Raw genomic sequence first — 18,953 nt, forward strand, 5'->3', positions numbered from 1 at the left:
CGGGGGGGCCACGCCTCCGCCGTTTCACCGGATAATGAAGCCTCTCGGAAAATCCGGGCAGCCGGAATACCCCGCCATCGAATTTCTCCCCTCTTTGTATACGGCGCTCGTGTTAATGCCGCGGGCCCGACATGTTTACAGCATGTTGCGAAGTTCTCACACGGTCCGCGCGGGACTCTCCACCGGGAAAACGCAATCGGTGCGCGACCGTCGCGCGCTCGGTGTGCAGCGCCGTGAGCGCCCGCGCGCGCTCACCGTCGCCGCGCGCCACCGCGTCCACGATCGCGCCGTGCTCGGCCCAGGAGTCCACCGGGCTCGGCGGGGCCGCCACCGCGTACATCCACGTGATCTTGTGTCTCAGCTGGGTCAGCGCCGACGCCAGCGAGGGGCTGCCCGAGGCCTGGGCGAGCGTCTCGTGGAACCAGCCCCCCAGCGCGCGCAGATCCTCGCTGTTGCCCCTCCGGGCCCGCTCCTGCCCCAGCCTGACCAGGCCGCGCAGCACCTTCAGATGGGCCTCGGTGCGCCGCTGGGCGGCCCGGGCGGCGCCGAGCGGCTCCAGCAGGGCACGCATCTCCAGCAGGTCGGCGCCCTCCTGCTCGGTCGGCTCGGCCACGCACGCGCCCGCGTGCCGCCGGGTCACCACGAAGCCCTCCGCCTCCAGGGTGCGCAGGGCCTCACGGACGGGGACGCGCGAGACACCGTAGCGGCGGGCCAGGACTTCCTCGGTGAGCCGGCCGCCGCGCTCATGGACGCCCGCGACGATGTCGTCCCGGATCGCCGTACACACCGAGTGCGCCGGAATACTCATGACCGACCTCCGCCTTAATCCCCGTGAAACGCCGACGATGGACGTGTTGATCCGTGACTCTATTCCAAGGGAGCGGAATTTCCGACGGCGGGCCGGAATCCATGCATATTTTTTGGCCGACCGGCTCGGCGGGCCCCACCGGAAACGGCGAAAGCCCCGGCTCGGCGGGCCGGGGCTTTCGGGTGTCCGTGCGCAGGGGGGTTCAGATGTGCACGCCGTGCTTGCGGAGGTAGGCGACGGGGTCGACGTCCGAGCCGTACTCGGGGCTCGTGCGGGCCTCGAAGTGGAGGTGCGGGCCGGTGACGTTGCCGGTCGCGCCGGACAGGCCGATCTGCTGGCCCGGAAGGACCTTCTGGCCGGCCGTGACGCCGATGGACGACAGGTGGCCGTACTGGGTGTACATGCCGTCGGCCATCCGGATCACGACCTGGTTGCCGTACGCTCCGCCCCAGCCGGTGGAGACGACGGTACCGGCGCCGACGGCGTGCACGGAGGTGCCGCTGGCTGCGTGGAAGTCGATGCCCGTGTGCGAACCGGAGGACCACAGGGAACTGCTGGCCTGGTAGGCCGTGGAGACGTACGAGTGCACGATCGGGGCGACGAAGGCGTTCAGGCGCTTGCGCTCCGCCTCACGGGCCGCGCGCGCCGCGGCCTCGCGCTCCTTCTTCGCCTCGGCGGCGGCCGCCCTGGCCGCGGCCTCCTCGGCCGCCTGGCGCTCGGCGGCCTGGCGCTGGGCGGCGGCCTGCTCGTCGATCTGCTCGGCGACCTCGTCGCTCACACTGATCACCGGGGTCAGGCCGGTCTGCTCGACGGGCTTGTCCGCCGCGAACGCCGGGGCGGCCGCGAGGGTGCCGATGACACCGGTGGTGGTGAGGGCTGCGACACCCGCCGCCTGAGCGGTGGTGCGCTTGACGCGGCCGGGCTTGCGGTGCTTCCCGGAGGCGCACATGAACGCCATGGAGTGGCTGGTCCTTTCCTTCCCTCTCGCCTACCGGGTTAGCTGACGGGTTCGGAGCAGGAAGGTCTCCTACGGACCCCCTCGCTCACGCGCGGGCGTCCGATTCACCCCAGGGACTGCGATGGGTCCCCGGCTCCCCTGGCTCGCGCCGTACGGGGACTCGGCGATGACTGTCCGGTGCCGCGGGCGCGGCGCAGTGCCTGACGGACAGCCCGGAAGACGCTAAGCGGCCCGCTCTCCGGCGCCCAAACGGATCCGGGCTTTTGTAGCGCATCCCACAGGGCAGACAGGCCGTCACCGCCCCAATTCGGGCATCCGGACAAGGGCGGCTCACCCGTTTCGGGAAGACCGGGAAGGTCGGGAAGGACCGTGTACGCCATGGGGACCTGACGGCCCGTCGGCCGTGAGGTCCCCATGGCGGGCGTGACGCCGTCCGGCCGCTACTCGGCGGCGACGACGGTGACTTCGCCGATGCCGAGCGCCTCCACGGGCTCCTTGATCTGTGCGGCGTCCCCGACGAGGACGGTCACCAGACCGTCCACCGGGAAGGCGCTGACGACCGCCGCGGTGGCCTCGACGGTGCCGGTGGCCGCGAGCCGCTGATACAGCGTCGCCTGGAAGTCGTCCGGCAGGTGCTGCTCGACCTGGTCGGCCAGGGTGCTCGCGACGGCCGCCGCGGTCTCGTACTTCAGCGGCGCCACCCCGACCAGGTTCTGCACGGCGACGTCCCGCTCGGCGTCGGTGAGGCCCTCGGCCGCGAGGGTGCGCAGCACCTTCCACAGGTCGTCGAGCGCCGGACCGGTGTTCGGGGTGTCCACGGAACCGCTGATGGCGAGCATCGCCGCGCCGGTGCCGTCCGGGGCGGACCGCAGGACCTGCCCGAAGGCGCGCACCCCGTAGGTGTAGCCCTTCTCCTCGCGCAGCACACGGTCCAGCCGGGAGGTGAGCGTGCCGCCGAGGCAGTAGGTGCCGAGCACCTGGGCGGGCCACACCCGGTCGTGCCGGTCGGGGCCGATCCGGCCGATGAGAAGCTGCGTCTGCACGGCGCCGGGCCGGTCGACGATGACGACCCGGCCGGTGTCGTCGGCGGTCACCGGCGGCACCGGGCGCGGCTCGGCGGGGGTGCCGGACCAGGCGCCCAGGGTGTCGGCGAGCAGGGCGTCCAGGTCGGTGCCGGTGAGGTCGCCGACCACGACCGCGGTCGCCGTGGCGGGGCGGACATGACGGTCGTGGAAGGCGCGGACCGCGGCCGCGTCGATCTTCTCGACCGTCTCCTCGGTGCCCTGGCGCGGGCGCGACATGCGTGCCGCGGCCGGGAACAGCTCCCTGGAGAGCTCCTTGGCGGCGCGGCGGGAGGGGTTGGCCATCTCGTGCGGGATCTCGTCCAGCCGGTTGCGCACCAGCCGCTCGACCTCGCTCTCCGCGAAGGCGGGGGCGCGCAGCGCGTCGGCGAGCAGGCCGAGGCCCTTGGCCAGCCGGGAGGCGGGCACCTCCAGGCTGAGCCGGACGCCGGGGTGGTCGGCGTGCGCGTCGAGCGTGGCGCCGGCCCGCTCCAGCTCCGCGGCGTACTCCTCGGCCGAGTGCTTGTCGGTGCCCTCGGAGAAGGCGCGCGCCATGATCGTGGCGACGCCGTCCAGGCCGGACGGCTCGGCGTCCAGGGGCGCGTCGAGCAGCACCTCCACGGCGACGACCTGCTGGCCGGGGCGGTGGCAGCGCAGCACGGTCAGGCCGTTGCCGAGGGTGCCGCGCTCCGGGGCCGGGAAGGCCCAGGGCCTGGCCTCGCCCGGCTGCGGCTGCGGGTGGAAGTCCATCGGGGCGAGCTCGCTCACTTGGCCGTCTCCTCGTTGTCGTGTCGGCCCTCCACGGTCGCCTCGGCCTCCGGGTCCTCGGGGACACCGGCGTCCTCGACGGTCTCCGGTGACCTGGGCTCGTAGACGAGGACCGCGCGGTTGTCCGGGCGCAGGCGGGCCTTGGCCACCGCCTGGACCTGCTCGGGGGTCACCTCCAGAACGCGCTCGACGGCCGTCAGGGCGAGCTGCGGGTCGCCGAACAGGACGGCGAAGCGGCACAGTTCGTCCGCGCGGCCGGCGACCGTGCCGAGCCGGTCCAGCCACTCGCGCTCGAGCTGGGCCTGGGCGCGCTCCATCTCCTCGGGCGTGGGGCCCTCCTCGGCGAACCGGGCCAGCTCCTCGTCGATCGCGGCCTCGATCACCGGGACCTCGACGTCACCCGAGGTCTTCACGTCCAGCCAGCCGAGCGACGGCGCGCCGGCCAGCCGCAGCAGGCCGAATCCGGCCGCGACGGCCGTGCGGTCGCGGCGCACCAGCCGGTTGTACAGGCGGGAGGACTCGCCGCCGCCGAGCACGGTCAGGGCCAGGTCCGCGGCGTCCGCGTCGCGCGTGCCGTCGTGCGGGAGCCGGTAGGCCGCCATCAGGGCGCGCGCCGGCACCTCCTCCTCGACGACCTCGCGGAGCTGGTCGCCGATGACCTCAGGCAGCGCGCCGTCGCGGGGCGCGGGCTTGCCGTCGTGGCCGGGGATCGAGCCGAAGTACTTCTCGATCCAGGCGAGGGTCTGCTTCGGGTCGATGTCGCCGACCACGGACAGCACCGCGTTGTTGGGCGCGTAGTACGTCCGGAAGAACTGGCGCGCGTCCTCCAGGGTGGCCGCGTCCAGGTCCGCCATCGAGCCGATCGGCGTGTGGTGGTAGGGGTGGCCCTCCGGGTAGACGAGGGCGGTCAGCTTCTCGAAGGCGGTGCCGTAGGGGACGTTGTCGTAGCGCTGGCGGCGCTCGTTCTTGACGACGTCCCGCTGGTTCTCCATGGACTCCTCGTCCAGGGCGGCCAGCAGGGAGCCCATGCGGTCGGCCTCCAGCCAGAGGGCGAGCTCGAGCTGGTGGGCGGGCATGGTCTCGAAGTAGTTGGTGCGCTCGAAGCTCGTGGTGCCGTTCAGCGAGCCGCCGGCGCCCTGCACCAGCTCGAAGTGGCCGTTGCCCTCGACCTGCCCGGAGCCCTGGAACATCAGGTGCTCGAAAAGGTGAGCCAGGCCGGTTCGCCCCTTGACTTCGTGGCGGGAGCCGACGTCGTACCACAGGCAGACCGCCGCCACCGGGGTCAGATGGTCCTCGGAGAGCACCACGCGCAGACCGTTGGCCAGGCGGTGCTCGGTCGCTGTCAGGCCCCCGGAGCCTGCCTCGGCCGTGGTCGTGTGACCCATGGGCATGTACGTCCCTTCGCGAGCGGAGGCGGTTGATGGAAACCGCGGTTTTCCTGCCGGTCCTGCCACTGTATGCAAGCGTGCGGGGCCTCGGCGCAGTTCCCGCCGGACGTACGCCCACAGCGGATCGCGTAGCCTGCGTCCCGCGTGCCGTGGGAGTGCTTCCCGGCACCGGGCCGCACCGCGGGGGACCGGGTCGGGGCCCGGGTTGTCGGTGCCGCGGTCCACAATGGTCCGCGTCAGATCCGTCAACCCCGAGCGAACAGAAATCTGGAGGAGCCGGCAGCGATGGCCCGCCGCAGCACGAAGACCCCGCCGCCCGACGATTCGTACGAGGAGAGGATCCTCGACATCGACGTCGTGGACGAGATGCGTGGCTCCTACCTCGAGTACGCGTACTCGGTCATCTACTCGCGCGCCCTGCCGGACGCCCGTGACGGACTCAAGCCCGTGCACCGCCGGATCGTCTACCAGATGAACGAGATGGGCCTGCGGCCCGACCGGAGCTACGTGAAGTGCGCCCGGGTCGTCGGCGAGGTCATGGGCAAGCTGCACCCGCACGGCGACTCGTCGATCTACGACGCCCTGGTGCGCATGGCGCAGCCGTTCTCGATGCGCGTCCCGCTGGTCGACGGCCACGGCAACTTCGGCTCGCTGGGCAACGACGACCCGCCGGCCGCCATGCGGTACACCGAGTGCCGGATGACCGAGGCGACGAGCCTGATGACCGAGTCGATCGACGAGGACACGGTCGACTTCGCGCCGAACTACGACGGCCAGGAGCAGGAACCGGTGGCACTGCCCGCCGCCTTCCCGAACCTGCTGGTCAACGGCTCCTCGGGCATCGCGGTCGGCATGGCGACGAACATGCCGCCGCACAACCTGCGCGAGGTCGTGGCGGCGGCCCGCCATCTGATCAGGCATCCGAACGCGGACCTGGACGCGCTGATGAAGCACGTCCCGGGTCCCGACCTGCCCACCGGCGGCCGGATCGTCGGCCTGGACGGCATCCGGGACGCGTACGCGTCGGGACGCGGCACTTTCAAGATCCGGGCGACGGTCGCCGTCGAGACCGTGACCGCGCGCCGCAAGGGCCTGGTCGTCACCGAGCTGCCCTTCGCGGTCGGCCCGGAGAAGGTCATCGCCAAGATCAAGGACCTGGTCAACTCCAAGAAGGTCCAGGGCATCGCCGACGTCAAGGACCTCACCGACCGTGAGCACGGGCTGCGCCTGGTCATCGAGATCAAGAACGGCTTCGTGCCGGAGGCGATCCTGGAGCAGCTCTACAAGCTGACGCCGATGGAGGAGTCCTTCGGCATCAACAACGTCGCCCTGGTCGACGGCCAGCCGCTCACGCTGGGGCTGAAGGAGCTGCTGGAGGTCTACCTCGACCACCGCTTCGACGTGGTCCGGCGCCGCAGCGAGTTCCGCCGCGGCAAGCGGCGCGACCGGCTGCACCTGGTCGAGGGCCTGCTGACCGCCCTCGTCGACATCGACGAGGTCATCCGGCTGATCCGGTCCAGCGAGAACTCCGCGCAGGCCAAGCAGCGCCTGATGGAGCGGTTCTCGCTGAGCGACGTGCAGACGCAGTACATCCTCGACACTCCGCTGCGCCGGCTCACCAAGTACGACCGCATCGAGCTGGAGGCGGAGAAGGACAGGCTCACGGCGGAGATCGAGGAGCTGACCCGGATCCTGGAGTCGGACGCGGAACTGCGCAAGCTGGTCTCGGCCGAACTGGCGGCCGTGTCCAAGAAGTTCGGCACCGACCGGCGCACGGTCCTGCTGGAGTCCGGGGGCGCGCCGGTGGCCGCGGTGCCGCTCCAGGTCGCCGACGACCCGTGCCGGGTGCTGCTGTCCTCGACGGGCCTGCTGGCCCGTACGGCGACCGACCGCCCCTTCGCGGCGGCGGCCGGCGCCAAGCGCGTGAAGCACGACGTGATCCTCTCGGTGGTCCCGGCGACCGCGCGCGGCGAGATCGGCGCGGTCACCTCGGCGGGCCGGCTGCTGCGGATCAACGTCGTCGACCTTCCCCAGTTGCCCGAGGCGGCGACGGCGAACCTGTCCGGCGGTGCGCCACTGGCGGAGTTCGTGTCCCTGGAGGACGACGAGACGGTGGTCTGCCTGATCACGCTGGACGAGTCGTCCCCCGGCCTGGCGCTGGGCACGGTGCAGGGTGTCGTCAAGCGCGTGGTGCCCGACTACCCGTCCAACAAGGACGAGTTGGAGGTCATCACGCTCAAGGAGGGCGACCGGATCGTCGGCGCGGTGGAGCTGCGCACCGGCGAGGAGGATCTGGTGTTCATCACGGACGACGCGCAGCTCCTGCGCTTCCAGGCGTCCATCGTCCGCCCGCAGGGCCGTCCGGCCGGCGGTATCGCCGGCATCAAACTGACCGAGGGCGCCAAGGTGATCTCCTTCACCGCGGTCGACCCGGCCGCCGACGCGGCTGTCTTCACGGTGGCGGGCTCGCGCGGCACGCTGGACGACTCGGTGCAGACGACGGCCAAGCTGACCCCGTTCGACCAGTACCCGCGCAAGGGCCGGGCCACCGGCGGCGTGCGCTGCCAGCGGTTCCTGAAGGGCGAGGACTGCCTGTCGCTGGCCTGGGCGGGCCCCGTCCCGGCCCGGGCGGCGCAGAAGAACGGCACCCCGGTGGAGCTGCCGGAGCCCGATCCGCGCCGCGACGGCTCGGGCACGTCGCTGGCGAAGACCGTGGCGGTGGTCGCGGGACCGGTGTCGTAGGACGCCCGGCCGCGCGCCCCGCGGCCGCTACGCCCCGCAGGTCTCCGTGCCCGGCTCCTCCTCGGAGCCGGGCACGAAGCGCAGGACGCCCCACATGCCGTGCTCGTCGGCGACCGGGGCGTCGTTCCCGCACGCTTCGAGTGCCTCGTGCAGCGCGTCCGCGTCGATGCCGGAGCCGATCAGCACGAGCTGCGTGTGGCGGGGGCCGGCGGGCGGCCAGGGCTCGGGCCTGAAGCGCAGGAACCGTCCGACGGCGTGCACGGCGTACCGGTTGCGGGTGTCGTGGGGACCGAAGTCGACGTGCCCCTTGATCCGGTAGAGCCCCTCGGGGCGGCCGTCCAGGAAGCTCATCAGCCGGCGGGGGTCCATGGGCGGCACGGAGGTGAAGGACAGGCTGTCGTAGCCGGTGTGCAGGTGCCCGGCGTGGTCGTGGCCGTCCTCGGGGTGCTCGTGCAGGTCGTCGAAGGAGAGCTGGCCGATGCGCTCCTCGCTCGGCCTGCAGTCGAAGAGGAACTCCGGGTCGACGCGGCCGTAGGTGGCGGGGAGGACCGCGGCACGGTCGGTGAGCGAGCGGACGAGCGCGAGCACGCGGTCGGCGTCCGGCGCCCGGTCCAGCTTGTTGACCACGACCAGGTCGGCCAGGGCGAGATGCCGGTCGATCTCCGGGTGCCTGGCGCGGGTGTCGTCGAACTCGGCCGCGTCGACGACCTCGACGAGGCCGCCGTACGCGATCCCCGGGTGTTCACTGGCCAGCACCATGCGCACCAGTTCCTGCGGCTCGGCGAGTCCACTGGCCTCGATCACGATGACGTCGATGCCCGCGGCGGGGGCGGCGAGCCGGTCCAGGTAGACGTCGAGTTCGCCGGCGTCGACGGCACAGCACAGGCAGCCGTTGCCGAGCGAGACCGTCGAGTCGCCGAGGGCCCCGGCGACCGCCATCGCGTCGATCTCGATGGCGCCGAAGTCGTTGACGATCGCCCCGATGCGGCTGCCTCCGCTGTGGTGCAGCAGGTGGTTGAGGAGCGTGGTCTTCCCGGAGCCGAGGAATCCGGCGAGCACGATCACCGGGATCTGCTGCGGGCTGCGGCTGTTCGCCGGGCTGTTCCCCAACGGGCGACCTCTCTGACGCGGGCGCGCGCACCGGCTCGTGGCCCGGCGCGCCGACGGGATCTGCGGGCATCGACTGCGCGACCAGGATACGAGCGGCAGGAGACGCGACGGACCGCTCGCACCTCGCCACACCGCGCGTGGGCCCCTCGACCGGGTGCCGGGGCGTTGTCGGGTCGGCGCCCGGTCGTGCCCGGTCGGCGCCTGGGCCATTTTCTCGCGGGAGAGGGAAGGGAGACCCGGGGGAAGAGGGAAGCGAGAAGGGCGCCGGGACGGTGCCGGGACGTCCGCCTCGTTCTCAGGGTGCCGGCGGCACCGCGACGGGCGGCCGGGGGCCCACGTAGCGCGCCACCGGCCGGATGATCTTCGGGTCCGCCGCCTGTTCCAGGATGTTGGCGCTCCAGCCCACCACCCGGGCGGCCGCGAAGGTGGGGGTGAACATCTCCCGGGGCAGACCGCACAGTTCCATGACCACGCCCGCGTAGTACTCGACGTTCGTGTGCAGTTCGCGGCCCGGCTTCAGCTCGGTGAGGACCGCCTCGACGTGCCGTTCGACCTCGACGGCCAGATCGACGCGCGGGCCGCCGAAGCCGAGGGCGATCTCCCGCAGCATCCGCGAACGGGGGTCCTCCGTGCGGTAGACGGCATGACCGAAGCCCATGACCCGGTCACCGGCGAGCACCCGCTCCCTGATCCAGGCGTCGGCCCGGTCCGGCGTTCCGATCGCGTCCAGGGTGTCGAGCGCGCGGCTCGGCGCCCCGCCGTGCAGCGGCCCGGACAGGGCACCCACCGCCCCGGCGAGACAGGCCGCGACGTCGGCGCCGGTGGACGCGATGACCCGGGCGGTGAACGTTGACGCGTTGAATCCGTGGTCAATGGTTGAGATCAGGTATTGCTCGACCGCACGGGCCCGGCGCGGGTCGGGCTCCTCGCCCGTGAGCATGTAGAGGTAGTTCGCCGCGTGGGGCAGGTCCGTACGGGGCTCGACGGGATCGAGGCCCCGGCCGAGCCGGTACAGCGCGGTGAGCAGCGTGGGCACGGCCGCACAGGCGGCCACGGTGTCGGCACGCCGCTGATCCGGGTCCGTGTCGTAGACCGGACGGAACCCCCGCGCGGCGCCCAGCAGCGACAGCGCGGTGCGCAGGCCGGCCAGCGGCCCGGAGCCGCGGCCTGCCGCGGCGACGGCGGGGAGGGCGGCGCGGACCTCCCGGGGCAGCCGGCGCAGCCGCGCGGTCTCGGCCGCGAAGGACGCGGCACGCCCGGGCTCCGGCAGGGTCCCGTGCACCAGGAGGTGCCAGACGTCCTCGAACCCGCGGGTGCGCGCCAGTTCGACGGCCGAGTACTGCCGGTAGTGGTAGAACCCCTCGACTCCCCGGACGTCGCCGACGCGGGTGTCGGTGACGACGACCCCGGCGAGCCCGCGCGGTACCTCGACACGGGGTGCGGTCCTGTTGACGGACATGGTGTCTCCTTCTTGTACTTGATCCGACTGTCCATGCTTGACTATATGACTGTCAATATTGATTGAATCAACTCTAAGCACCACGACATGACGAGACGGCTACGGTGACCCCATGCGCGATCACGAACCCGCTCCCGGCCCGCGGCCCGGGCGAAGGCTGAGCACCAGGGAGACCGCAGAGGTGCTCGGCGTGAAGCCGGAGACGGTGTACGCCTACGTGAGCCGCGGCCTGCTCAGCAGCGAGCGGCGGCCCGGAAGCCGCTCCAGCACCTTCGACGCGAAGGATGTCGAGGCACTGGCCCGGCGCAACCGCCGGGAGGCCGCGGGGAGTCCGGGCTCCGGGGGCGACCTGTCCGTGCGGACCCGCATCACCCTCATCGAGGAGGACCGCTACTACTTCCGTGGCGTCGACGCCACGGAACTGGCCCTCGGGCACTCCTACGAGGAGGTCGCGGAGTGGCTGTGGACGGGCCGGCTGAGCCCGGGCACCACCTTCGCCGCACCGGAGACCACCGTCGAGGTCGCCCGCCGCGCCGTGAACGCCCTGCCGGAGCACACCTCACCGGCCGACCGGCTGCGGGTGGCTGCCATCGCCGCTGCGGCCGAGGACCCCCTGCGTTTCGACCTCGCCGAGGAGACGGTGCTGGGTACCGGACGCATCCTCATCCCCACGCTCGTGGCCGCGCTGCCGCCCGTCCGGCACGACCACGCGGACCAGGACGACGGCCCCCTGGCCCACCGCCTGTGGCACCGGCTGACCGGCCGCCGCCCCGACGAGGCCTCGCTGCGCGTCCTGGACACCGCCCTGGCCCTGCTCGCCGACCACGACCTGGCCGCGTCCACACTCGCCGTCCGGGTCGCCGCCTCGGCCCGCGCGCACGCGTACGCGGCCGTCTCGGCCGGGCTCGGCGTCCTGGAGGGCCCGCTGCACGGTGCCGCCAGCGGCCTGGCCCACCGGATGCTGCTCGACGTGCTGGACCAGGGGAGCGCGGTCCCGGTGATCGCGGACGAGCTGCGCGCGGGGCGGCGGGTGCCCGGGCTGGGCCACCGGCTCTACTCCGGCGAAGACCCCCGCGCGCGCGTGCTGTTCGGCCTCCTGGAGCAGGTGCCGCACGCCGGGTCGGCGCTCCTCGCGGCCCGCGACGTCGTCGCCACCACCGCCCGGCACACCCCGCTGCACGCCAACGTAGACCTGGCGCTCGCGGTGTTCACCGCCTCCTGCGGCATGCCCGCCACCGCCGGGGAGACGATCTTCGCCGTGGCCCGTACGGCGGGCTGGATCGCCCACGCCCTGGAGGAGTACGGCGAACGCCCGCTGCGCATGCGCCCGAGCGGTCACTACGTCGGCCCGCGCCCCCCGCAGCCCCTGCCGCGGTGAGGCGGCCCGTGCCGCCGCCGGGGCGGACACGGCCCGGCCGGAAGTCGCCCCCGGAGGAGTCAGGTTAGGCTCGCCTCTGTGAGTAGGTGCGCGACCGTCTCCCGGAACCTCGACGAGCCCGTTTCCGCCACGGCCGCCACGGCGACGACGTGGCTGCTGCTGGAGCAGTCCGGGCCGTGGGGCGCGAAGGCGCTCACGTCGAGCCATCTCGACCCCGTGGTCGGCCGCGCCCTGGAGGCCGCCGCCGAGGGAACCGGAGTCCGTGTCGCACTGGTCCGGCGCCCCGGCCGGCACGCCGACCCCGGCACCCCGGAACCGCGGCGGGTGTACGCGGCCCACACCGTGCCGGGCGACGTCTGGCTGCACAGCGCCACCACCCGGGACCCGCGCCGGCTGCTCGACCTCGACTTCACCGCGCTCGGCGGCGGCGACCACCGCTCCTTCGGCACGGCACTCGGCGGCGGGCCGCACACCGGGGATCCGCTCGCGCTCGTCTGCACCAACGGCAAGCGCGACCGCTGCTGCGCCCTCCTCGGCCGTCCACTCGCCGCGGAACTGGCCGCCTCCGGTGTGCGCGGCGTGTGGGAGGTCACCCATCTGGGTGGCCATCGCTTCTCACCGACGGTGCTCGTGCTGCCGTACGGCTACGCCTACGGCCGGGTGACGGCGCACACGGTGGAGGCGGCCCTGCGCGGCGTCCGGGAGGGGCGCGTGGAACTGGACGGCTGCCGCGGCTGCTCCGCCTGGGAACGGCCCGGCCAGGCCGCCGAGCTGGCCGTGCGCTCGGTGGCGGGGGTGCTCCGGGCCGGGGCGCTGAACGTCGTGCGGACCGAGGGCGGGGCGCCCCGCTGGGAGGTCGTCGTCGCCCATGCCGACGGCCGCCGCTGGCGCGTCTCGGTGGCGCAGGGCGCGTCGCTGCCGCCACGCCCGGAGAGCTGCGGCGCCTCGGTGCTCGGCGCGCCGGCGCGGATGGACGTGGTCGCGGTGCGCGAGCTGAGGACGACGGCGCTGGCGAGCTGAGCCCGGCCCCGGTGCCGGCCGGGAGATCCGTGCCACACCGTCTGGGGCCGGGCCGGGCGGCCCACGTACGGTCGTGGGCATGAGGCCCACTCCCCCCGCACGCCGTCTGCGCCTCGGACTGCCCCGACGGGTGTTCTCGCAGGTGCTGCTCATGCAGGTGGCGGTCGCCGCGGGGGTCGCGGTGCTCGCCACCGGGCTGTTCCTGGCACCGCTGAGCAAACAGCTCGACCAGGAGGCGATGCGCCGGGCCCTGGCCATCGCCCAGACCACGGCACAGGACCCGGAGATCGCCGAGGGGGTGCTGACCACCCCGCCGAGCAGGAACGGCCCGGTGCAACGGGAGGCCGAGCGGATCCGGCACGCCACCAACGCCGAGTACATCGTGGTGCTGGACCGCCGCTGGGTGCGCTGGTCGCACCCCACTCCCGAGCAGATCGGCCATCCCGTCTCCACCGATCCCACCGACGCGCTGGACGGCCGGGACGTCATGGGGATCGACGAGGGCACCCTGGGCCGCTCCGCGCGCGGGAAGGTGCCGCTGTACGACGCCGATCACCGGATCATCGGCGCGGTGTCGGTCGGGATCGCGTACGACAGTGTGCGCGCCCGGCTGCTCGCCGCGATACCCGGCCTGTTCGCATACGCGGGCGGGGCCCTGGCGGTGGGCGCCCTGGCCGCCTGGCTGGTCTCCCGCCGGGTGCAGCGGCAGACCAGGGACCTGGCCTTCTCCGACATCTCGGCCCTGCTCGCCGAGCGTGAGGCGATGCTGCACGGCATCCGGGAGGGCGTGGTCGCGCTCGACCGCGGCGGACGTATCCGCCTGCTCAACGACGAGGCCCGGCGGCTGCTGGGCCTCGGCGACGAGGCCGTCGGCAAGTCGCTGGACGAGGCACTGGGCGAGGGCCGCACCGCGGACGTGCTGGCCGGCCGGGTGACCGGCACCGATCTGCTGACGGTGCGCGGGCAGCGCGTGCTGGTCGCCAACCGCATGCCCACCGACGACGGGGGCGCCGTGGCCACCCTGCGCGACCGCACCGAGCTGGAGCAGCTCGGCCGTGAACTCGACTCCACCCGTGGTCTGATCGACGCGCTGCGCGCGCAGGACCACGAGCACGCCAACCGCATGCACACCCTGCTCGGCCTGCTCGAGCTCGAGATGTACGACGACGCCGTGGAGTTCGTCGGCGAGGTCGTCGGGGACCACCGGGTCACCGCCGAGCAGGTCACCGAGAAGATCCAGGACCCGCTGCTGGCCGCCCTGCTGGTCGGCAAGGCGACCGTCGCCGCCGAGCGCGGGGTCGCCCTGTGGGTGTCGGAGCGCACCCGGCTCCCGGACCGGCTCGTCGACCCGCGAGGACTCGTGACGGTCGTGGGCAACCTGGTGGACAACGCGCTGGACGCGGTCGCCGCCACCCCGCACGCGCGCGTGGAGGTCGAGTTGCGCACCGAGGGCCGCACGGTCGTGCTGAGGGTGCGCGACACCGGGCCCGGCATCCCGGCGGACCAGCGGGAGCTCGTCTTCACGGACGGCTGGTCCACCAAGGAACCGCCCGCGCACGGCAAGCGGGGCCTGGGTCTTCCGCTGGTGCGCCGACTCGCCGAACGGCAGGGCGGTGGCGCGACGGTGGGCGCCGCGGACGGCGGCGGCGCGGAGTTCACCGTCGTGCTGCCCGAGGCGCTCACCGACGCGCTGAACGGACCGGATCGGGAGTCCGCCCCGGCGGGGCCCGGCGTGTCCGGGACGGCCGCGGCCGCCGCGCCGGCCCCCGCCGGGGAGGAGGCACGGTGATCGAGGTCCTGGTCGTGGACGACGACACCCGCGTCGCCCGGGTCAACGCCGCCTACGTCGAGAAGGTGCCCGGTTTCCATGTGGCCGGCGAGGCGTACAGCGCGGCCGGGGCGCTGCGCCTGCTGGCCGCGCTGCCCCGCGTCGACCTCGTCCTCATGGACCACTACCTGCCCGACGGCACCGGGCTCGCGGCGGTCCAGGAGATGCGCCGGCGCGGGCACCCGACCGACGTCATCATGGTGACGGCCGCGCGGGACGTCTCGACCGTGCAGGCGGCCATGCGCCACGGTGCTGTGCAGTACCTGGTGAAGCCGTTCGGGTTCATGGGGCTGCGGGCCAGGCTGGAGGGGTACGCCCGGCTGCGCCGGACGCTGGACGGCGGCGGTGAGGCCGAACAGGCCGAGGTGGACCGTGTCTTCGGTGCCCTGTCCGCGCCGTCCGAGCCCGACCTGCCCCGGTCGCACTCCCCCACCACCGCCGAGCTGGTGCGCCGGGCCCTGATGCGGGCCGAAGGCGCCCTGTCCGCGCAGGAGACCGCAGCGCTGACCGGGGTGAGCCGGCAGACCGCCCAGCGCCATCTCAAGCTCCTGGAGCGGACCGGACGGGCCCGGCTGACGCTGAGGTACGGCGGCGCGGGCCGCCCGGAACACCGTTACGTGTGGGCGACCCGCCCCTGAGCGGGTGGATCGCGGGTGCTACCCGGCGGCCTCGACGAACTCGGTCGTGTAGGTCTTCTCCAGGTCCACCTCGGCGTTCTTGATGTTCGGGTTGAACGCCTTGAGGACCTTCTCGACGGTCTCGGGACCGTTCTCCGGCATCACGCCGTCCTTGGTGAACATCGGCAGCGTGCTCTTGATCGCGTCCGCGTAGAGCGTCCGGTCTCCCTGGGAGTAGTCGGCGGGCATCCTGGCGGCGATCTCCGCGGCGCTGTGGGTGGACATCCACTTGAGCGTCCTGACGAACGCGTCGGCCAGCTTCTGGACGGTCTCCTTGTGCCCGTTCACCCAGTCCGTGCGCATGTACAGACTGGACGACGGGTACGGCCCGCCCAGCGCCTCCCGGGAGCCCTCGGGGGTGCGCATGTCGAGGAGGATCTTCCCGGCCTTCTTGTCGAGGATGGTGGCGACGGTCGGGTCGGTGGTCATGCCGGCGTCGATCGAGCCCTGCTGCAGCGCCGCGATGAACGTCGGGCCGGCTCCCACGGCGACCGGGGTGAACTCGCTGACGTTCACGCCGTTCTTGACCGCGAGGTACTTGGTGAGGAAGTCGGTGGAGGAACCGAGGCCGGTGACACCGAGCTTCCTGCCCCTGAAGTCCTTCGGCGAGGTGACGTCCGCCGCCTTCCCGGCGGCGACGACCTCCACCTCGCCGGGGGCGTGCGAGAACTGCACGACGGACTCCACGGCCTTGCCCTTCGTCTGCAGGTCGAGGGTGTGGTCGTAGAAGCCGACGGCGCCCTGGACCTGACCGGAGACGAGCGCGGTCTCGGCCTGGACACCGGCGGGCTCGCTGAGCAGCTCCACGTCCAGGCCCTCGGAGTCGAAGTAGCCGAGGCGCTGGGTGAGCATGGCCGGCAGATAGATGACCTTGTCCAGGCCGCCGACCATGATCTTGACCTTCGTGCCCTTGCCGTCGCCCTTGCCGCCGGCGGCCGAGGTGCTGCTCGCCGCGTCGTTGGCGCAGGCGGTGAGCGAGGACAGGGCGAGCAGGCCGGAGACGGCGAGCGAGGCGTATCTGGCGGTCTTGCGCATGCGGGTTCACGTCCTTGTGAGAGGGCTGTGCGGGGACAGGGCCGTGCGGGGAGCGGGCTGGAGAAGGGGGACGGAGGAAGGAGGGCTGTGCCGGGAGAGGGCCGTGGGGCGCAGGAGGCGTCGTGGAGTGCCGCGGCGCGGGACGGCGCCCGGCGGCTCGGCTCAGCGGTCGGAGTTCGCCGGCTTCCAGCGGAAGATACGGCGTTCGGCGAAGGTCAGCAGACCCTCGGCGAGGAGCGCGACGACCGCGAGGATGACCATCGCGGCGTACACCCCCGCGGCGTTGAAGGTGCCCTGGGAGGCGGCGACGAGCAGTCCGATGCCCTTCGTGGCGCCGATGTACTCGCCGACGATGGCGCCGATGAGGGCGAAGCCGAAGCTGACGTGGAGGCTGGTGAAGATCCAGGACGTCGCCGACGGGACGACCACCTGCAGCGTCACCTTCCGGTCGCTCGCCCCGAGGATCCGGGCGTTGGCGACCAGGTTGCGGTCGACCTCGCGGGCGCCCTGGAAGGCGTTGAAGAACACCGGGAAGAACACCAGCACCACGGCCGACGCGACCTTGGAGGCGGGGCCCAGGCCGAACCAGATCACGAAGATCGGGGCCAGGACGATCCTGGGAAGGGAGTTGAGGACCTTGATGTACGGGCCGAGGACATCGGCGAGGAAGGCGATCCTTCCCAGGGCGATGCCGAACACCACACCGGCGACGACACCGATGGCCCAGCCCAGCAGCGCCTCGTGCAGCGTGTACCAGATCTGCTCGCCCAGGGAGCCCTGGGCGGTCCCGTGCGTCACCCAACTGCTGATCTGGTCCCAGATCTTCGAGGGCATGGAGAAGTTGAACGGATCGATGACGGCGGCCCGGGACAGTGCCTCCCACAGACCGAGCACGGCCACCAGCAGGAGCGCTCGCGCGGCGTTGACGACCACCTTGCGTCTGCGGGCGGCCTGAGCCCGTGACCGCGCGCGGCCCGGATTCCTCACCGTGTCGACGACCGGCGTGCTGAGCACCTCAGGCGACATGCGCGGCACCCCTTTCCCGGGTGATGCGGACCTCTTCACCGAGGGACTCCCAGATCTCGCGGTAGATCTCGATGAACCGCGGCTCGAGGCGGACCGACTCGACCTTGCGCGGCCTGGGCAGGTCGATGTCGAAGACCTGCTTCACGGTCGCGGGCCCCGCGGTCATCACGACGACCTTGTCGGCCAGCGCGATGGACTCCTCCAGGTCGTGGGTGACGAAGACGACCGAGGCGCCCGTGCCCTCCCACAGCTCCAGCAACTCGTCCGACATCAACGCCCGGGTCTGCACGTCGAGCGCCGAGAACGGCTCGTCCATCAGCAGGATCTCCGGGTCGTTGACGAAGGTGGCGGCCAGGGCGACGCGCTTGCGCTGGCCGCCGGAGAGCTGGTGCGGATAGCGGTCCTCGAAGGCCGCGAGACCGACCCGGGCCAGCCACTCTCGGGCCCTCTGCCTGGCCTCCGCCTTGGGCACGCCCCGGAAGCGGGGGCCGGCCATCACATTGGAGAGCACCGTCCGCCAGGGGAAGGTGGCGTCCTGCTGGAAGACGAAGCCGACCTTGTCACCGACGCCGTCGACCGGCTCCCCGGCCACCAGCACCTCGCCCTCGCTGGGCTCCTCCAGGCCGCTGACCAGGGTCAGCGTGGTGGACTTGCCGCAGCCGGTCGGCCCCACGACGGCCACGAACTCGCCGCGCCGCACGGTGAGGTCAAGGCCGCACACGGCCGTGTGCAGTCCCCCCGACGGGGTCCTGAAGGTTTTGCTCGCGCCCCGTAGCTCGATGGCGGGGCTGGTGTCTGTGCTCATGGCCCGGGACGGTAGATGTGGCCCCGGCCACAACAGCAGTCTTGTGAGCGCATGCCGTTCTTTTGCTCGCAAGCACCTGTTGTGCTCGTTTTGCTCGCGTTACAACTGCGGAGCCGAAACACGGGCTGAACGCTCGCCGGCCTTGGAGGAGAGGCCCGATGATTGACGTCCTCGTCGTGGACGACGACTTCCGCGTCGCGGAGATAAACGCCAAGTACGTGGGAAAGGTTCCCGGTTTCCGGGTGGCCGCCCGCGCGCACAGCGCCGCGCAGGCTCTGGCGGCCCTCGAACGCGGCGCCGTCGACCTGGTTCTGCTCGACCACTACCTGCCGGACCGGACCGGCCTCGAACTCGTGCACCGCATGCGGGAGCAGGGCCACGGCACCGACGTCATCATGATCACGGCGGCCGGCGACGTCTCGACCGTCCAGCAGGCCATGCGCCTGGGCGCCCTGCACTATCTGATCAAGCCCTTCACCTTCGCCGCCCTGCGCACCCGCCTGGACTCCTACGCGGCCCTGCGCCGCACCGTCGACCGGGTCGGCGGCCGGGGGCTGACGGGCCAGGAGCAGGTCGACCGGATCTTCGGCGCACTGCGCACCTCGGCGACGCCGTCAGCACCGGGCCTGCCCGGTGGCCACTCGGAACCCACCACGGACCTCATCTGCGACGTGCTGCACGGCGCGGACCAGCCGCTGTCCGCCCACGAGGTCGCGGCGCGCACCGGGCTGAGCCGCTCCACCGCCCAGCGCTACCTCCGCCACCTGGAACAGGCGGGCCGTCTCAGCCTCTCCCTGAGGTACGGCGACACCGGCCGCCCGGAGCACCGGTACGCGTGGGTGGCGCCGTGAGCGCGGGCCACGGTGTCGCGCCGCGCCCGCACAATGATC

At 72.5% G+C, this 18,953-nt stretch carries 15 protein-coding genes and 1 riboswitch; of the genes, 6 read left to right on the plus strand and 9 right to left on the minus strand.

The genetic code is table 11. From position 1 onward, the window contains the following. Positions 1-112 precede the first annotated feature (112 nt). From MXD57_RS16235 to MXD57_RS16250, 4 genes are all read right to left on the minus strand, one after another. A complete protein-coding gene (locus tag MXD57_RS16235; RefSeq protein WP_250402159.1) occupies positions 113-808 on the minus strand; it encodes a GntR family transcriptional regulator in 696 nt (231 codons plus the stop codon). A gap of 202 nt (positions 809-1,010) precedes the next feature. Beyond that, positions 1,011-1,766, minus strand: coding sequence for a M23 family metallopeptidase (locus MXD57_RS16240; RefSeq protein WP_250402160.1), 756 nt, complete (start codon positions 1,764-1,766; stop codon positions 1,011-1,013). Between the two features lie 12 nt (positions 1,767-1,778). Then, positions 1,779-1,942, minus strand: a riboswitch (cyclic di-AMP (ydaO/yuaA leader). A gap of 264 nt (positions 1,943-2,206) precedes the next feature. Continuing rightward, the gene (locus MXD57_RS16245; RefSeq protein ID WP_250402161.1) at positions 2,207-3,595 is read right to left on the minus strand and encodes a M16 family metallopeptidase; all 1,389 of its coding nucleotides are present in this window, start codon (positions 3,593-3,595) and stop codon (positions 2,207-2,209) included. Beyond that, positions 3,592-4,986 (minus strand): M16 family metallopeptidase, encoded by a 1,395-nt coding sequence (locus MXD57_RS16250; RefSeq protein ID WP_250402162.1) that lies wholly within the window; start codon positions 4,984-4,986, stop codon positions 3,592-3,594. Before MXD57_RS16250 ends, MXD57_RS16245 begins: the two co-directional genes overlap by 4 nt. Positions 4,987-5,268: 282 nt before the next feature. Between MXD57_RS16250 and MXD57_RS16255 the strand changes: the two genes are divergently transcribed. Then, a complete protein-coding gene (locus MXD57_RS16255; protein ID WP_250402163.1) occupies positions 5,269-7,725 on the plus strand; it encodes a DNA gyrase/topoisomerase IV subunit A in 2,457 nt (818 codons plus the stop codon). A 27-nt stretch (positions 7,726-7,752) separates the two neighbouring features. On the opposite strand, the gene MXD57_RS16260 is transcribed toward MXD57_RS16255, so the two are convergent. Together MXD57_RS16260 and MXD57_RS16265 are read right to left on the minus strand one after the other, a co-directional pair. Continuing rightward, positions 7,753-8,835 carry a CobW family GTP-binding protein gene (locus MXD57_RS16260; RefSeq protein ID WP_250402164.1) on the minus strand — a complete coding sequence of 361 codons (1,083 nt, stop codon included), beginning with the start codon at positions 8,833-8,835 and terminating at the stop codon, positions 7,753-7,755. Positions 8,836-9,130: 295 nt separating this feature from the next. Next, positions 9,131-10,294 carry a citrate synthase/methylcitrate synthase gene (locus MXD57_RS16265; RefSeq protein WP_250402165.1) on the minus strand — a complete coding sequence of 388 codons (1,164 nt, stop codon included), beginning with the start codon at positions 10,292-10,294 and terminating at the stop codon, positions 9,131-9,133. 112 nt (positions 10,295-10,406) lie between these two features. On the opposite strand from MXD57_RS16265, the gene MXD57_RS16270 reads away from it, so the two are divergent. From MXD57_RS16270 to MXD57_RS16285, 4 genes are all read left to right on the plus strand, one after another. Continuing rightward, positions 10,407-11,672, plus strand: coding sequence for a citrate synthase (locus tag MXD57_RS16270; protein WP_250402166.1), 1,266 nt, complete (start codon positions 10,407-10,409; stop codon positions 11,670-11,672). A 78-nt stretch (positions 11,673-11,750) separates the two neighbouring features. Further along, positions 11,751-12,692 (plus strand): sucrase ferredoxin, encoded by a 942-nt coding sequence (locus MXD57_RS16275; RefSeq protein WP_250402167.1) that lies wholly within the window; start codon positions 11,751-11,753, stop codon positions 12,690-12,692. Positions 12,693-12,771: 79 nt separating this feature from the next. Further along, the gene (locus tag MXD57_RS16280; protein ID WP_250402168.1) at positions 12,772-14,481 is read left to right on the plus strand and encodes an ATP-binding protein; all 1,710 of its coding nucleotides are present in this window, start codon (positions 12,772-12,774) and stop codon (positions 14,479-14,481) included. Beyond that, positions 14,478-15,158: a response regulator gene (locus MXD57_RS16285; RefSeq protein ID WP_250402169.1), complete on the plus strand. Its 681-nt coding sequence runs from the start codon at positions 14,478-14,480 to the stop codon at positions 15,156-15,158. The genes MXD57_RS16280 and MXD57_RS16285 overlap by 4 nt, the downstream gene beginning before the upstream one ends. 18 nt (positions 15,159-15,176) lie before the next feature. On the opposite strand, the gene MXD57_RS16290 is transcribed toward MXD57_RS16285, so the two are convergent. The 3 genes from MXD57_RS16290 to MXD57_RS16300 all read right to left on the minus strand — a co-directional run bounded on the left by MXD57_RS16290 (position 15,177) and on the right by MXD57_RS16300 (position 18,063). After that, positions 15,177-16,232: an ABC transporter substrate-binding protein gene (locus MXD57_RS16290; RefSeq protein WP_250402170.1), complete on the minus strand. Its 1,056-nt coding sequence runs from the start codon at positions 16,230-16,232 to the stop codon at positions 15,177-15,179. A 162-nt stretch (positions 16,233-16,394) separates the two neighbouring features. Continuing rightward, the gene (locus tag MXD57_RS16295; RefSeq protein WP_250402171.1) at positions 16,395-17,258 is read right to left on the minus strand and encodes an ABC transporter permease; all 864 of its coding nucleotides are present in this window, start codon (positions 17,256-17,258) and stop codon (positions 16,395-16,397) included. Continuing rightward, entirely contained in the window at positions 17,248-18,063 is an 816-nt protein-coding gene (locus tag MXD57_RS16300) for an ABC transporter ATP-binding protein (RefSeq protein WP_250402172.1), read from the minus strand. Before MXD57_RS16300 ends, MXD57_RS16295 begins: the two co-directional genes overlap by 11 nt. Positions 18,064-18,221: 158 nt before the next feature. Between MXD57_RS16300 and MXD57_RS16305 the strand changes: the two genes are divergently transcribed. Beyond that, positions 18,222-18,914, plus strand: coding sequence for a response regulator (locus MXD57_RS16305; protein ID WP_250402173.1), 693 nt, complete (start codon positions 18,222-18,224; stop codon positions 18,912-18,914). Positions 18,915-18,953: the final 39 nt, after the last annotated feature.

The organism is Streptomyces cellostaticus, assembly GCF_023630175.1.
Lineage (GTDB): Bacteria > Actinomycetota > Actinomycetes > Streptomycetales > Streptomycetaceae > Streptomyces > Streptomyces cellostaticus_A.

What these genes read in the sequence shown, in the direction of transcription:
- MXD57_RS16300 (WP_250402172.1), bottom strand. Translation starts at nt 18,063, where the DNA reads ATGAGCACAGACACCAGCCCCGCCATCGAGCTACGGGGCGCGAGCAAA.
- MXD57_RS16305 (WP_250402173.1), top strand. Translation starts at nt 18,222, where the DNA reads ATGATTGACGTCCTCGTCGTGGACGACGACTTCCGCGTCGCGGAGATA.
- MXD57_RS16235 (WP_250402159.1), bottom strand. Translation starts at nt 808, where the DNA reads ATGAGTATTCCGGCGCACTCGGTGTGTACGGCGATCCGGGACGACATC.
- MXD57_RS16240 (WP_250402160.1), bottom strand. Translation starts at nt 1,766, where the DNA reads ATGGCGTTCATGTGCGCCTCCGGGAAGCACCGCAAGCCCGGCCGCGTC.
- MXD57_RS16290 (WP_250402170.1), bottom strand. Translation starts at nt 16,232, where the DNA reads ATGCGCAAGACCGCCAGATACGCCTCGCTCGCCGTCTCCGGCCTGCTC.
- MXD57_RS16295 (WP_250402171.1), bottom strand. Translation starts at nt 17,258, where the DNA reads ATGTCGCCTGAGGTGCTCAGCACGCCGGTCGTCGACACGGTGAGGAAT.
- MXD57_RS16255 (WP_250402163.1), top strand. Translation starts at nt 5,269, where the DNA reads ATGGCCCGCCGCAGCACGAAGACCCCGCCGCCCGACGATTCGTACGAG.
- MXD57_RS16250 (WP_250402162.1), bottom strand. Translation starts at nt 4,986, where the DNA reads ATGCCCATGGGTCACACGACCACGGCCGAGGCAGGCTCCGGGGGCCTG.
- MXD57_RS16280 (WP_250402168.1), top strand. Translation starts at nt 12,772, where the DNA reads ATGAGGCCCACTCCCCCCGCACGCCGTCTGCGCCTCGGACTGCCCCGA.
- MXD57_RS16265 (WP_250402165.1), bottom strand. Translation starts at nt 10,294, where the DNA reads ATGTCCGTCAACAGGACCGCACCCCGTGTCGAGGTACCGCGCGGGCTC.
- MXD57_RS16270 (WP_250402166.1), top strand. Translation starts at nt 10,407, where the DNA reads ATGCGCGATCACGAACCCGCTCCCGGCCCGCGGCCCGGGCGAAGGCTG.